At 72.0% G+C, this 12,998-nt stretch carries 8 protein-coding genes; 3 read left to right on the top strand and 5 right to left on the bottom strand.

Translation table 11 applies throughout. From position 1 onward, the window contains the following. Positions 1-45 precede the first annotated feature (45 nt). The 5 genes from ACIG5E_RS09780 to ACIG5E_RS09760 all read right to left on the bottom strand — a co-directional run bounded on the left by ACIG5E_RS09780 (position 46) and on the right by ACIG5E_RS09760 (position 8,420). Positions 46-228 carry a DUF6104 family protein gene (locus ACIG5E_RS09780; protein ID WP_396532696.1) on the bottom strand — a complete coding sequence of 61 codons (183 nt, stop codon included), beginning with the start codon at positions 226-228 and terminating at the stop codon, positions 46-48. A gap of 51 nt (positions 229-279) precedes the next feature. Next, complete coding sequence (locus tag ACIG5E_RS09775) at positions 280-2,199, bottom strand: protein kinase (protein ID WP_396532695.1); 1,920 nt, start codon at positions 2,197-2,199, stop codon at positions 280-282. A gap of 239 nt (positions 2,200-2,438) precedes the next feature. Then, positions 2,439-6,188: a multifunctional oxoglutarate decarboxylase/oxoglutarate dehydrogenase thiamine pyrophosphate-binding subunit/dihydrolipoyllysine-residue succinyltransferase subunit gene (locus tag ACIG5E_RS09770; protein ID WP_396532694.1), complete on the bottom strand. Its 3,750-nt coding sequence runs from the start codon at positions 6,186-6,188 to the stop codon at positions 2,439-2,441. 285 nt (positions 6,189-6,473) lie between these two features. After that, positions 6,474-7,604 carry a sensor histidine kinase gene (locus ACIG5E_RS09765; RefSeq protein WP_396532693.1) on the bottom strand — a complete coding sequence of 377 codons (1,131 nt, stop codon included), beginning with the start codon at positions 7,602-7,604 and terminating at the stop codon, positions 6,474-6,476. 78 nt (positions 7,605-7,682) lie between these two features. Continuing rightward, the gene (locus tag ACIG5E_RS09760) at positions 7,683-8,420 is read right to left on the bottom strand and encodes a response regulator transcription factor (protein ID WP_094742879.1); all 738 of its coding nucleotides are present in this window, start codon (positions 8,418-8,420) and stop codon (positions 7,683-7,685) included. 562 nt (positions 8,421-8,982) lie between these two features. On the opposite strand from ACIG5E_RS09760, the gene ACIG5E_RS09755 reads away from it, so the two are divergent. The 3 genes from ACIG5E_RS09755 to ACIG5E_RS09745 all read left to right on the top strand — a co-directional run bounded on the left by ACIG5E_RS09755 (position 8,983) and on the right by ACIG5E_RS09745 (position 12,954). Continuing rightward, positions 8,983-9,804, top strand: a complete 822-nt coding sequence (locus ACIG5E_RS09755; RefSeq protein WP_396532692.1) for a rhomboid-like protein — start codon at positions 8,983-8,985, stop codon at positions 9,802-9,804. Between the two features lie 165 nt (positions 9,805-9,969). Beyond that, entirely contained in the window at positions 9,970-12,366 is a 2,397-nt protein-coding gene (gene lon, locus ACIG5E_RS09750; RefSeq protein ID WP_396532691.1) for an endopeptidase La, read from the top strand. Between the two features lie 45 nt (positions 12,367-12,411). Next, positions 12,412-12,954 carry a GtrA family protein gene (locus ACIG5E_RS09745; RefSeq protein ID WP_396532690.1) on the top strand — a complete coding sequence of 181 codons (543 nt, stop codon included), beginning with the start codon at positions 12,412-12,414 and terminating at the stop codon, positions 12,952-12,954. The last annotated feature ends 44 nt before the right edge of the window (positions 12,955-12,998 follow it).

The raw sequence follows: 12,998 nt of genomic DNA, 5'->3' as shown, positions 1-12,998 counted from the left end.
CTCCCGGGCCCTCCGTCCGGCGGCGGTCGCCACCGGGTCAGGACGTCACTCGTCGTCGTCCTCGTCGTCGAGCCGGGCCAGCCAGGTGGCCAGCCGCTCGACCGGGATCTCGAAGTCCGGGTTGAGGTCGACGAACTCGCGCAGGCGCTCGGCCAGCCACTCGAAGCTGACCTCCTCCTCGCCGCGCCGGTTCTGCAGCTCCTCGATGCCTCGGTCGGTGAAGTACACGGTTCGCTCCGGTCCGATGGGGATTGACCCGGTCAGGATAGACCGGGCCGGTCAGCCGTCGTTGCGGTAGTAGGTGAGCGCGCAGGTCGCCGAGCCGTCGTTCGAGCCGAGCTTCAGCACCTTCAGGACGACGATCGACCGGCTCGCCCGGGCCCGCACGCAGAACGACCGCTCGACCGGGATGTTCTCGAACTTGAACTGGGCGGCCGGCTCGCGGTCGATCCCGGCCGCGCACTGCTCGGGGGTGAGGGGAGAGGCGTCCTTGGCGATGAACGCGTCGGTTTCGCTGCTGATCCGGAACTCGGCGCCCGAGGTGCCGACCGTCCACTGCACGGTGTTGTCCGGCACCACCTTCCCGTTCTGCAGGTCGAACTGGTAGTTGCCGGACGGCGGGATGCTGAGCACCTGGTCCTGGTAGACCACCGTGTACTTGACCGGCCGGTTCGCGGCCGGGCTGGCAGTCCCGCCCGTCGACGAGCTCGACGGGGTGGCCGGGGTCGTCGCCGCGGCCTGCGTCGGCGCCGGCACGGTCGGCTGGGCGGACTGCGGGCCCGGGGGGAGCGTCACCGTCTGGACGGGGGCCGGGGTGGTGCTCGCGGCCGGCTTCTTGCCGTCGTCCAGCTTCTTCATCAGCACGACGCCGCCCGCCGTGCCGCCGACCGCCATCACCAGGGCGACGGTCAGCAGCGCCTTCCAGGACACCCCGCCCCTGCGCCGGGCCTCCGGCTCGGGCGCGGGCACCGGGACGGCGGCGGTGAACGCCGGGCCGGGCGGCGGGGTGTCGAAGGACGGTGGATCCGGCTGGAGCTGGACGGTCGGCGGGGTGGGCAGCACGGGGGCGGTCGGCGTCTCGGTGGGCGGCTGCGGCGCGCCGTACGCGCCGAGCGGCGGCGGGGCGAAGCCCGGCGGGGGCGAGGCCGGCTGCTGCGGAGCGTGGATCGCCGCGGTGGCCGGTTGGGTCGGCGCGCCGGCCGGCTGCGGGGGAGCGGCCGGGGCCGGCGGGGCGGTGGGCGCGGCCGGCAGCGGGGTCGGCGGCGTCCTGGGCAGATCGGAGCGGCGGGTGATCTCGGTGTTGACCTGCCGGGGCAGCCAGTCCTCACCGAACCGCAGCTGGCCGCCGACCTCCGGGTGGTTGCGGGCGGTCTGGATGATCTCGGCGGGCTTGGGGCGGTCCTCCGGGGACTTCGCCAGGCAGCGCTGGATCAGCTCCCGCAGGTCCGCCGGAACGGCCTCCAGGTCCGGCTCCTCGTGCACCACCCGGTAGAGCACCGCGGTGTCCGGCCCGTCGCCGAACGGCGCGGTGCCGCCGGCCACGTACGCGGCCAGGGCGCCGAGCGCGAACACGTCGGTGGCGGGGGTGACGGTGCGGCCCTGGGCCTGCTCGGGGGCCATGAAGGCGGGGGAGCCGATCCGGTAGCCGGTGCCGGTCAGCGCGGTGGCGTCGGCGGCCCGGGCGATGCCGAAGTCGATCACCCGCGGGCCGTCCCCGGCGACCAGCACGTTGGCGGGCTTGAGGTCGCGGTGGACCACCTCGACGCTGTGTATCGCCTGCAGCGCCTCGGCGATGCCGCCCATCAGCAGCAGCACGGTGCGGACCGGCAGCGCGCCGTGCTCCCGCACCACCTGCTGCAAGGACGGGCCCGGCACGTACGCGGTGACCAGCCAGGGCGCGTCCGAGTCCAGGCCGCCGGAGTCGATCACCTGCGCGGTGTACAGCCCGTGGATCCGCTGGGCGTTGCTGACCTCCTGGGCGAACCGGCGGCGGAACTCGACGTCCTCGGCGAACTCGGGACGGACCACCTTGAGCGCCACCGGGCGTCCGCCCGGCGTGTACGAGAGGTAGACCCGGCCCATGCCGCCGGCGCCGAGCCGGGCGAACAGTCGGTAGCCGCCGACCTCCCGGGGGTCGTCGGGGAGGAGCGGCTGGAAGACCGGAGGGAGCTTGCCGGGGTGCGGCGTGTCGGCGGTCATGCGGTGGATCCCCCTGGGAGAGCGGTGAGGTCGTTCGGCCGGGGCCGCGGCGCGATGACGGGCGCCGAGCGGCGATCCGGCGAGGCATAACCTATCGATCCGTCAGGAAGCCGTGCAGGCTGGTCCCCGTTTGGTTGCAGAGCTGCGACCTTGACGTGAACAGGAACGCCCGCGGCTCCCGTCCCCTCACCGAGGGGACGGGAGCCGCGGGCGTGTTCGCGGTGCGGGGTCTCAGCGCGTCAGAGCGCGAAGACCTCCTCGATCAGCGCCTGCTGCTCGGCGCCGTGCCGCTTGGCCGAGCCGACGGCCGGCGACGAGGCCGCGGTGCGGGCGACCCGGCGCAGACGGGCGTCGCCGCCGCTGCGGCCGATGACGACCTGCAGGTGGTCGACCAGGTTCATCGCGATGAACGGCCAGGCACCCTGGTTGGCCGGCTCCTCCTGCGCCCAGACGAACTGGACGTTGTCGCCGTAGCGGGCCAGCTCCTCCTGGAGCTCGGCCACCGGCAGCGGGTAGAGCCGCTCCATGCGGACGATCGCGGTGTCGGTGATGCCGCGCTCGGTCCGGGCCGCCGCCAGGTCGTAGTAGAACTTGCCGGAGGTGATGACCACCTTGCGGACCTGCGCCGGGTCGACGGTGGTGTCACCGATGACCGGGCGGAACGAGCCCGACAGGAACTCCTCGGTCGCACTCGCCGCGGCCTTCAGACGCAGCATCGACTTCGGGGTGAAGACGATCAGCGGCTTGTGGTGCGGGTTGTGCGCCTGCCAGCGCAGCAGGTGGAAGTAGTTCGACGGCAGGGTCGGCATGGCGACCGTCATGTTGTCCTGCGCGCACAGCTGGAGGAAGCGCTCCGGGCGGGCGGACGAGTGGTCCGGGCCCTGGCCCTCGTAGCCGTGCGGCAGCAGCAGGGTGACGCCGGAGTGCTGGCCCCACTTCTGCTCGGCGGAGGCGATGTACTCGTCCACCATGGTCTGCGCGCCGTTGACGAAGTCGCCGAACTGCGCCTCCCACATGACCAGCGCGTTCGGGCGGGTCAGCGAGTAGCCGTACTCGAAGCCCATGGCCGCGTACTCCGACAGCAGGCTGTCGTAGACGGTGTAGCGGGCCTGGTCCTCGGTGAGGTACTGCAGCGGGGTGTAGTCCTCGCCGGTCTTGCGGTCGATCAGGACGGCGTGCCGCTGGCCGAAGGTGCCGCGGCGGCTGTCCTGGCCGGCCAGGCGGACCGGGTGGCCCTCCATGAGCAGCGAGCCGATGGCGAGGGTCTCGCCCATCGCCCAGTCGATGGTGTTGTCCTCGACCGAGGCGGCGCGGCGCTGCAGCTGCGGCAGCAGGCGCGGGTGGACGGTCAGCCAGTCCGGGTGGTTGACCTGCGAGGCGGCGATCCGCTTGACCATCTCCTGGGAGATGCCGGTCTGGATGGAGACCGGGAAGTCGGCGACCGGCTTGCCCGTGGTGGTGTCGGCCGGCGCCTGGGCCGCGTCGCGGACCTCGGCGAAGACCTTCTCCAGCTGGCCCTGGAAGTCCTGGAGCGCCTGCTCCGCCTCTTCCATGGTGATGTCGCCGCGACCGATCAGGCCCTCGGTGTACAGCTTGCGCACCGAGCGCTTCTTGTCGATCAGGTCGTACATCAGCGGCTGGGTGAACGACGGGTTGTCGGCCTCGTTGTGACCGCGGCGGCGGTAGCAGATGAGGTCGATCACGACGTCCTTGTGGAACGCCTGGCGGAACTCGAAGGCGAGCCGCGCGACGCGGACCACGGCCTCCGGGTCGTCGCCGTTCACGTGGAAGATCGGGGCCTCGATCATGCGGGCCACGTCGGTGCAGTACATCGAGGAGCGCGAGGACGCCGGGGCGGCGGTGAAGCCGACCTGGTTGTTCACCACGATGTGCACGGTGCCGCCGGTGCGGTAGCCGCGCAGCTGCGACATGTTCAGGGTCTCCGCGACGACGCCCTGGCCGGCGAAGGCCGCGTCACCGTGGATCTGGATCGGCAGCACCGGGAAGGTGGTGCCGCCCTGGTCCAGGATGTCCTGCTTGGCGCGGGCGATGCCCTCGACGACCGGGTCGACCGTCTCCAGGTGGGAGGGGTTGGCGGCCAGCGAGACCTTGATCTGCTCGCCGTCCAGGCCGGTGAAGGTGCCCTCGGAGCCCAGGTGGTACTTGACGTCGCCGGAGCCGTGCATCGACTTCGGGTCGAGGTTGCCCTCGAACTCGCCGAAGATCTTGCCGTACGGCTTGCCGACGATGTTGGCCAGCACGTTCAGACGGCCGCGGTGGGCCATGCCGATGACGGCCTCGTCCAGGCGGTGCTCGGCGGCGGAGTCGATGGTCGCGTCCAGCAGCGCGATCAGCGACTCACCGCCCTCCAGCGAGAAGCGCTTCTGGCCGACGTACTTGGTCTGCAGGAAGGTCTCGAAGGCCTCGGCCGAGTTCAGCCGGCGGAGGATCCGCAGCTGCTCCTCGCGCTCGGGCTTCGCGTACGGCTTCTCCAGGCGCTCCTGCAGCCACTTGCGCTGCTTCGGGTCCTGGATGTGCATGTACTCGATGCCGACGGTGCGGCAGTAGGTGTTGCGCAGCAGGCCGAGGATGTCGCGGAGCTTCATCATCTTCTGGCCGCCGAAGCCGCCGACCGCGAACTCGCGCTCCAGGTCCCACAGGGTGAGGCCGTGGGTGGTGACGTCCAGGTCGGGGTGCTTGCGCTGCTTGTACTCCAGCGGGTCGGTGTCGGCCATGAGGTGGCCGCGGACCCGGTAGGAGTGGATCAGCTCCATGACGCGGGCGGTCTTGTTGACCTCGTCGTCGTGGGTGGTGGCGACGTCGGTGGCCCAGCGGACCGGCTCGTACGGGATCCGCAGCGACTCGAAGATCTCGTCGTAGAAGCCGTTCTCGCCGAGCAGCAGGCGGTGGATCTCGCGCAGGAACTCGCCGGACGCCGCGCCCTGGATGACGCGGTGGTCGTAGGTCGAGGTCAGCGTCATGATCTTGGAGACGCCCAGGCGGGACAGGGTCTCCGGGGCGGAGCCCTGGAACTCGGCCGGGTACTCCATGGCGCCGACGCCGACGATGGTGCCCTGGTTCTGCATCAGGCGCGGCACGGAGTGCACGGTGCCGATGCCGCCGGGGTTGGTCAGCGAGACCGTGACGCCGGTGAAGTCGTCCATGGTCAGCTTGTTGGCGCGGGCCCGGCGGACGATGTCCTCGTAGGCCTGCCAGAAGCCGAAGAAGTCGAGGGTCTCGGCCTTCTTGATGGCCGCGACGACCAGCTGGCGGTCGCCGTTCGGCTTGACCAGGTCGATCGCCAGACCGAGGTTGACGTGCTCCGGCTTGACCAGGAAGGCCTTGCCGTCCTCCACCTTGTAGCTGTGGTTCATGCCCGGGGCGGCCTTGATGGCCTGGACCAGGGCGTAACCGATCAGGTGGGTGAAGGAGACCTTGCCGCCGCGGGCGCGCTGCAGGTGGTTGTTGATGACGATGCGGTTGTCGATCAACAGCTTCGCCGGGACGGCGCGGACCGAGGTCGCGGTCGGCACCTCCAGCGAGGCGTCCATGTTGGTGGCGACGGCCTTGGCCGGGCCGCGCAGCTGGACCAGCTCGGGGCCGGCCGGGGCGGCGGCCGGGGCCGGGGCAGCGGCGGCGGCCTTGGGGGCCGGGGGCGCGGCGGGCGCGGCGGCGAGCGGGGCGGCAACCGGGGCCGGAGCGGCCGGTGCGGCCGGTGCGGCGGGCGCGGGTGCGGCCGGAGCAGCAGCAGCGGCGGGCGCGGGGGCAGCGGCAGGGGTCGGCGTGGGGCCGGCCTGGGTCGCGGCCTGGGTCACTGGGGTCACCTCGGTACCGGGCTTGTAGTCGGCGAAAAAGTCCCACCAGGCTCGGTCGACCGAGTTCGGGTCCTGGAGGTACTGCTGGTAGATCTCATCGACGAGCCACTCATTGGGGCCGAAGCCAGTGGAGCTTGCCGAGCTGTTGGGGGTTTCAGGGGACTGTGGCGACACGGCGGCAACCGCCCTCTTCCGCTTCCTTTTGGGATGTTTGGACAGCGGGGATTAAGGCTACGCCCCTGACCAGTGATCGCGCAGTCCCCGGGCCCCAGGCGTCGCCCAGATCACAGTCCTGACCTGCAGATTGGCTGAAAAACTACGTTAGAAAGCCGTATCTGAGGGGAACCGATCGGGCCCGATCGCCCCCCAAATCGGGGCGAAAACGGACAAAGACCCAGGGTGATCCGCAGGCGATCTTCGTATGCGTCTGTGTCGGATCTGTGACAAATGTCCCGGCGCTCAGGACTGCCCGGGCAGCCGGACCTCGATCCGGCAGCCGCGCGGCGACTCGGCGACGGCGATCCGCCCGCCGTGCAGGTCCACCGCCCAGCGGGCGATCGCCAGGCCCAGCCCGGTGCCGCCGTCGGAGCCCGGACCGGAGGCGGTCGCGGTGCCGCTGCGGCTGAACCGCTCGAAGACCCGGCCGCGGTCCGCCGGCGGGATGCCCGGACCCTCGTCCTGGACCTCCAGCAGCAGGCCGCCGTCCTCGCCGTCCGGTCTCGCGCGCACCGTCACGGTGCCGCCGGGAGGGGAGTGCTTGCAGGCGTTGTCGACCAGGTTGGCGACCACCTGGTGGAGCCGTTCCGGGTCCGCCACGGCGGTCAGGCCGGCCGGGCTGACCTCCAGGGCCAGCCGGACGTCGCCGCGCCGGGAGAACGCCCCGCCGGCCGTCGCGCCGTCCACGGTGACCCCGCGCAGCACGCCGTCCAGGAACTCGCGCACCTCGAAGGGGCGGGCGTCCAGGTCGACCACGCCGTCGTCGATCTTGGAGAGGTCCAGCAGGTGGGTGACCAGGCGGCCGAGCCGCTCGGTCTGCTCCAGTGCGGCCCCCAGGGTCGCCGGATTGGGCTGCACGACGCCGTCCACCACGTTCTCCAGCACGGCGCGCAGCGCGGCGATGGGCGTGCGCAGCTCGTGCGAGACGTTGGCGACCAGCTCGCGGCGGTGCTGGTCGGCGGCCTGCAGGTCGGCGGCCATGCCGTTGAAGGCGGCGGCCAGCTCGCCGATCTCGTCGCGCGAGTTCACCTCGACCCGGCGGCTGTAGTCGCCGGAGGCCATCGCGCGGGCGGCGGCCGTCATCTCGCGCAGCGGGGCGGTCAGCCCGTGCGCGAGGAACTGCATGAACAGCAGCGAGGCGATCATGGAGAAGACCATGATGATCCGGATCTGGGTCTCGGACCGGATCGCCACGACCACCATCCCGGTGGCCAGGAACACGGAGACGATCACCAGCAGGGCGAGCTTGCCCTTGATCGACCGGACCGGGTCGAGCGGGCGGATGTCGGCCCAGACCCGGCTGGCCGCGCGTGCGGCCAGCGTCTGCGGGCGCGCGCCGTCGGCGTCCCCGTTGCGTTGCTGTGGAAAGGTCATTGGTCCCTGTGATCCCCGCGAGGTCTCACGGCGGTGTCGGACACGGGCCCCCCGGTGGCCCGTCGCCCGAAGCCCCCGTCAGGAGAGCGGGGCCTCCAGTGCGTATCCGACGCCGTGCACGGTGCGGATCCAGCTGGCGCCGATCTTCCGGCGCAGCGCCTTCACGTGGCTGTCGACGGTGCGGGTGCCGGACGCGTCGGTCCAGTCCCACACCTCGGCCAGCAGCTGCTCGCGGGTGAGCACCGCGCGCGGCTGGGCGGCCAGGCAGGCGAGCAGGTCGAACTCGGTCGGCGTCAGGTGGACGTCGCCCGAGGCGAGCCGGACCCGGCGCTGGACGTGGTCGATCTCCAGCTCGCCGAAGCGCAGGCTGCCGAGCGCGGGCGTGCGGGCGGCCTGCTGGGCGCGCTCGACGCGGCGCAGCAGCACGTTGACCCGGGCGGCCAGTTCGCGCATCGAGAACGGTTTGGTCATGTAGTCGTCGGCACCGACGCCGAGGCCGACCAGTAGGTCCGTCTCGTCGTCGCGGGCGGTCAGCATCAGCACCGGGACCGGGCGCTGGGCCTGGATCCGGCGGCACACCTCCAGCCCGTCGAAGCCGGGCAGCATGATGTCCAGGACCACCAGGTCCGGCTGCCAGGTGTGGAAGCCGTCCACCGCGCCGGGGCCGTCATGGGCCACGGCGACCTTGAACCCCTCCGCGCCCAGTCGGGCCGCGATCGACTCGGCGATCGTGGGTTCGTCCTCCACCACCAGCACTCTGCGCTGACTGCTCACTGTGCCACCGGTGTTGGGGTTGTCCTGCTGAATTTCTGTCACGGTCACGCCACCGCCCCCAGGGCTGCGGGCCGGCCACCTGTGGGGATGGCGGGGCTCCGCTCGTAGTCTTGTTCCGTCGTGGACTGTGCCGGGTCCGCCGTCCCGTCGCGTGCCCGGGAGTCGTGTGGACGGATGGTCTCCCGTCCACTTCTCCCACGCACTTCGCAGCGTACGGACAGCAGATGCTTTCCGGCAGGTGGACCGGACGTTTCCGGCCCGTGGGCCGGCTGTCCGGCCGCCCGTGGACCCACCGCTTGAGTGGGCACGGGCCGATACCTTACCCGGCGAATTTTCTCTGCGTAACGGTACGTATGCAGTCCAGTTGACACCAAGTCGCCGGTCAGAGGCCCTACTGACGCGTTAATGGGGAGAAGGTCTGGACCAATGCCGGGAATCCGGCGGATCTTCGCGTCGACGGTCTTCACGGGCTTTTCTCAGGTGCCTCTCAGAACCTCGACGTACCGTGGCCACGACAACGCCCCGCCGGGCGGAATCCGGCGCACGCGCCGGTACGTTGGGCACCTGCGAGCACCGGTGTCGGCGGGCGTGGAGCGGAGGCGGCATGGCGGGACTGCGGCGGGAGGCCGCCCGGAGCGCGCCCGCGGGGGTGCCGTACGGAATGCTCCGGTTCGGACTGCGCACCGGCGTCTTCGAATGGCTGCTGGAACGCGTGCCGACGCCCCGGCGCACTCCCTTCACCCTCGGATATCTCGCCGTGGTGGGAGCCACCACCACCTTCGCCAAAGTCGCCGATCCGGAACTCGTCCAGCGTCTGCAGGAGGCCTCCAGTTCGGACGGCCACAACCTGCTCCAGCACCCTTTGCGCGCCCTTGTGCTCAGTGGCTTCTGGGTGGCCGGGGAGGTGTGGATGCCCTACCTGTGGGGCTTCGCCTTCACCCTGGCGCCGCTGGAGCGCAGGGTCGGCACCGGCCGGGCCGCGGCGGTGTTCGCGATCGGGCACGTCGCGGCGACGCTGCTCTCCCAGGGCGTGGTGATCACCGCGGTGGAGACCGGGCGGATGGCGCCGGAGGCGATGGACTACCTGGACATCGGGGTCAGCTACGGCGTGCTCGCCTGCCTGGGTGCGGTGGCCGGGCTGCTGCCCTGGCGCGGGCGGGTGTTGGCGCTGGGCGGCGTCGGGCTGATGATCGCCCAGCAGATCGCCGTCGAGAAGGACGTGGTCACGGCCGTGGGGCATCCGGCCGCGGTGCTCACCGGGGTGGTGCTGTCACGCTGGCTGCGGCGGATCGAGCGGCGCCCGCCGCGGCCGCGCACCCGTTCGGCGCAGGCCCCGGCGGTCGGCGCCGCTGCCTCCTCGGCCTCCGTTGCCTCCTCGGCCTCCGCGGCGGTGCGGGCCGGTGCCCGCCCGTCCACCGTGCGCTGACGCCCGGGGTCTCTTGGGTCGTTCTTTCCCGGTCCTTTTGACGGCGCCTCCTCTTGGCCGTCCCGGTGACGCGGCGTTCGCTTGCGGCGAACAAGGTGCCGGGAACATCCGGAGCCCGTGAAGCCTTAGTCAGGTCGACTCAAGTTCACTGACTAGGGAGAGATCATGGCATCGACGTCCACACCGCTCACCCTGCCCGTGCTGCCGCTCGACGACGAGGTCGTCCTCCCGGGCATGGTCGTCCCGCTGGACCTGAAGGACGCCGAGGTGCGCGCCGCGGTCGAGGCCGCCCGCGCCGCGGCCGCCGGCTCCGGCAAGCCCCAGGTCCTGCTGGTTCCGCGGGTGGACGGCTCGTACGCGGCGGCCGGCACGCTCGCCACGGTGGAGCAGGTCGGCCGCCTCGCGGACGGGGACCCTGCCGCGCTGGTGCGCGCCGTGCGCCGGGTCCGGATCGGGGTCGGCACCACCGGCCCCGGCGCCGCGCTCTGGGTGGAGACCACGCCGTTCCGGGAGTCCTCGGTCGGCATGCCGGTGGCCGGGCGGGCCGCCGAGCTGGTCAAGGAGTACAAGGCGCTGTCCACCCAGTGGCTGCGCAAGCGCGGCGCCTGGCAGATCGTCGACCGGGTCGCGCAGATCGAGGGCGTCGGCGAGCTCGCCGACAACATCGGCTACGCGCCCTTCGCCACCGCCGAGCAGAAGCTCAAGGTGCTGCTGGAGGCCGACCAGGTCGCCCGGCTGGAGTACGCGCTCACCCTGCTGCGCGACCACCTCGCCGAGGAGGAGGTCAACGACACCATCCGCAAGGACGTCGAGGAGGGCGTGGCCAAGCAGCAGAAGGAGTTCCTGCTCCGCCGCCAGCTGGAGGCCGTCCGCAAGGAGCTGGCCGAGCTGAACGGCGACCCGGCCGACGAGGAGGGCGACTACCGCGCCCGGGTCGAGGCCGCCGACCTCCCGGAGAAGGTGCGGGCGGCCGCGCTCAAGGAGGTCGACAAGCTGGAGCGCTCCTCCGAGCAGTCCCCCGAGGGCTCCTGGATCCGCACCTGGCTGGACACCGTCCTGGAGCTGCCCTGGAACGAGCGCACCGAGGACGCGTACGACATCGTCGGCGCCCGCGCCGTGCTCGACGCCGACCACGCCGGCCTCGCCGACGTGAAGGAGCGGATCGTCGAGTACCTGGCCGTCCGCAAGCGCCGGGCGGACCAGGGGCTCGGCCTGATCGGCGGCCGCCGCGGGGGCGCGGTGCTCGCCCTGGTCGGCCCGCCCGGCGTCGGCAAGACCTCGCTCGGCGAATCGGTGGCCCGCGCCATGGGCCGCAAGTTCGTCCGGGTCGCGCTCGGCGGCGTCCGGGACGAGGCGGAGATCCGCGGCCACCGGCGCACCTACGTCGGCGCGCTGCCCGGCCGCCTGGTGCGGGCGATCAAGGAGGCCGGCTCGATGAACCCGGTCGTCCTGCTCGACGAGATCGACAAGGTCGGCTCCGACTACCGGGGCGACCCGGCCGCCGCCCTGCTGGAGGTGCTGGACCCGGCCCAGAACCACACCTTCCGGGACCACTACCTGGAGGTCGAGCTCGACCTCTCCGACGTGGTCTTCCTCGCCACCGCCAACGTGCTGGAGGCCATCCCCGAGCCGCTGCTCGACCGGATGGAGCTGGTCCGGCTCGACGGCTACACCGAGGACGAGAAGGTCGTCATCGCCCGCGACCACCTGCTCCCGCGCCAGCTGGAGAAGGCCGGCCTCGGCGACGGGCAGGTCAGCGTGGACGAGGAGGCGCTGCGCCGGCTCGCCGGGGAGTACACCCGCGAGGCGGGCGTGCGCACCCTGGAGCGCTCGATCGCCCGGGTGCTGCGCAAGATCGCCGCACAGGCCGAGCTGGGCGAGCGCGAGCTGCCCGCCTCGGTCGGCGCGCAGGATCTGCGCGCCCTGATCGGCCGACCGCACCACGTGCCGGAGTCCGCCCAGGAGCCCGCCGAACGGCGCACCGCCGTCCCCGGCGTGGCCACCGGCCTCGCGGTCACCGGCGCCGGCGGCGACGTCCTCTACATCGAGGCCTCGCTCGCCGACGCCGAGACCGGCGGCACCGGGCTCACCCTGACCGGGCAGCTGGGCGACGTGATGAAGGAGTCCGCGCACATCGCACTCTCCTTCCTGCGCTCGCGCGGCGCCGAACTGGAGCTGCCGGTCACCTCGCTGCGCGACCGCGGCGTGCACCTGCACGTCCCGGCCGGGGCCGTCCCCAAGGACGGGCCGAGTGCCGGCATCACCATGACCACGGCGCTGGCCTCGCTGCTCTCCGGCCGCAAGGTGCGCACCGACGTGGCGATGACGGGCGAGGTGTCGCTGACCGGCCGGGTGCTGCCGATCGGCGGGGTGAAGCAGAAGCTGCTCGCCGCCGACCGGGCCGGCCTCACCACCGTGATCATCCCCAAGCGCAACGAGGCCGACCTGGACGACGTCCCGGCCGAGGTGCTGGAGCGGCTCACCGTCCACCCGGTGGCCGACGTGCGCGAGGTGCTCACACTGGCCCTGGAGCCGGCCGGGGTGCTGGTCGCCGCGGCCTGACGTGATCGACAGGGGGACGGCCGGTCCGCGTGCCAGACTGCGGACATGCCGTCCCCCACGCAACGCGTCCTGGCCCTGGCGCCGGCGCGGCTGCGACCGTTCCTGGTCCGGCACCGCCGACTGGTGAAGTTCCTGCTGGTCGGCAGCGGCTGCTTCGTGCTCACCACGGTGATCGACCTCGAACTCAAGTTCACCGTCCTGGAGCACAAGCCGGTGGTGGCGCTGACGGTGGCGACGGTGATCGCCACCGTCGTCTCCTACGTGCTCAACCGCCGCTGGGCCTTCCGGACGGACGGGCGCCGACCCGAGGCCCTGCTGTTCTACCTGGTCAGCGCGGTGGCGATCGGCGTCAACGACATCCCGCTGGCGCTCTCCCGGTACGCCTTCGAGCTGCGCGAGCCGTACGTCACCCCCTTCCAGCAGGAGATCGCGGACTTCCTCAGCGGGATGGTCCTGGGCACCTTCGTCGCCATGCTGTTCCGGTACTGGGCGATGCGGCGCTGGGTCTTCACCAGCCCCGTCGCGCGGACGCACGCGGGGCCGGAACCCGGTTACGCTGCACCCGAGATGCCACGGGATGTGCCGTAGGGCATGACGTGAGCGAGCGGAGCGAGCTCACAGATGAGAGGCGC

Origin of the sequence: Kitasatospora sp. NPDC053057, assembly GCF_044546945.1 — a bacterium.
In the GTDB taxonomy this organism is placed as follows: Bacteria; Actinomycetota; Actinomycetes; order Streptomycetales; family Streptomycetaceae; genus Kitasatospora.
The sequence above is the reverse complement of the archived record's forward strand: the minus strand, read 5'-3'. Positions and strand labels throughout refer to the sequence as shown.

Coding starts and splice junctions, on each gene's coding strand:
- ACIG5E_RS09745 (WP_396532690.1), top strand. CDS start 12,412: ATGCCGTCCCCCACGCAACGCGTCCTGGCCCTGGCGCCGGCGCGGCTG.
- ACIG5E_RS09755 (WP_396532692.1), top strand. CDS start 8,983: ATGGCGGGACTGCGGCGGGAGGCCGCCCGGAGCGCGCCCGCGGGGGTG.
- lon (WP_396532691.1), top strand. CDS start 9,970: ATGGCATCGACGTCCACACCGCTCACCCTGCCCGTGCTGCCGCTCGAC.
- ACIG5E_RS09765 (WP_396532693.1), bottom strand. CDS start 7,604: ATGACCTTTCCACAGCAACGCAACGGGGACGCCGACGGCGCGCGCCCG.
- ACIG5E_RS09775 (WP_396532695.1), bottom strand. CDS start 2,199: ATGACCGCCGACACGCCGCACCCCGGCAAGCTCCCTCCGGTCTTCCAG.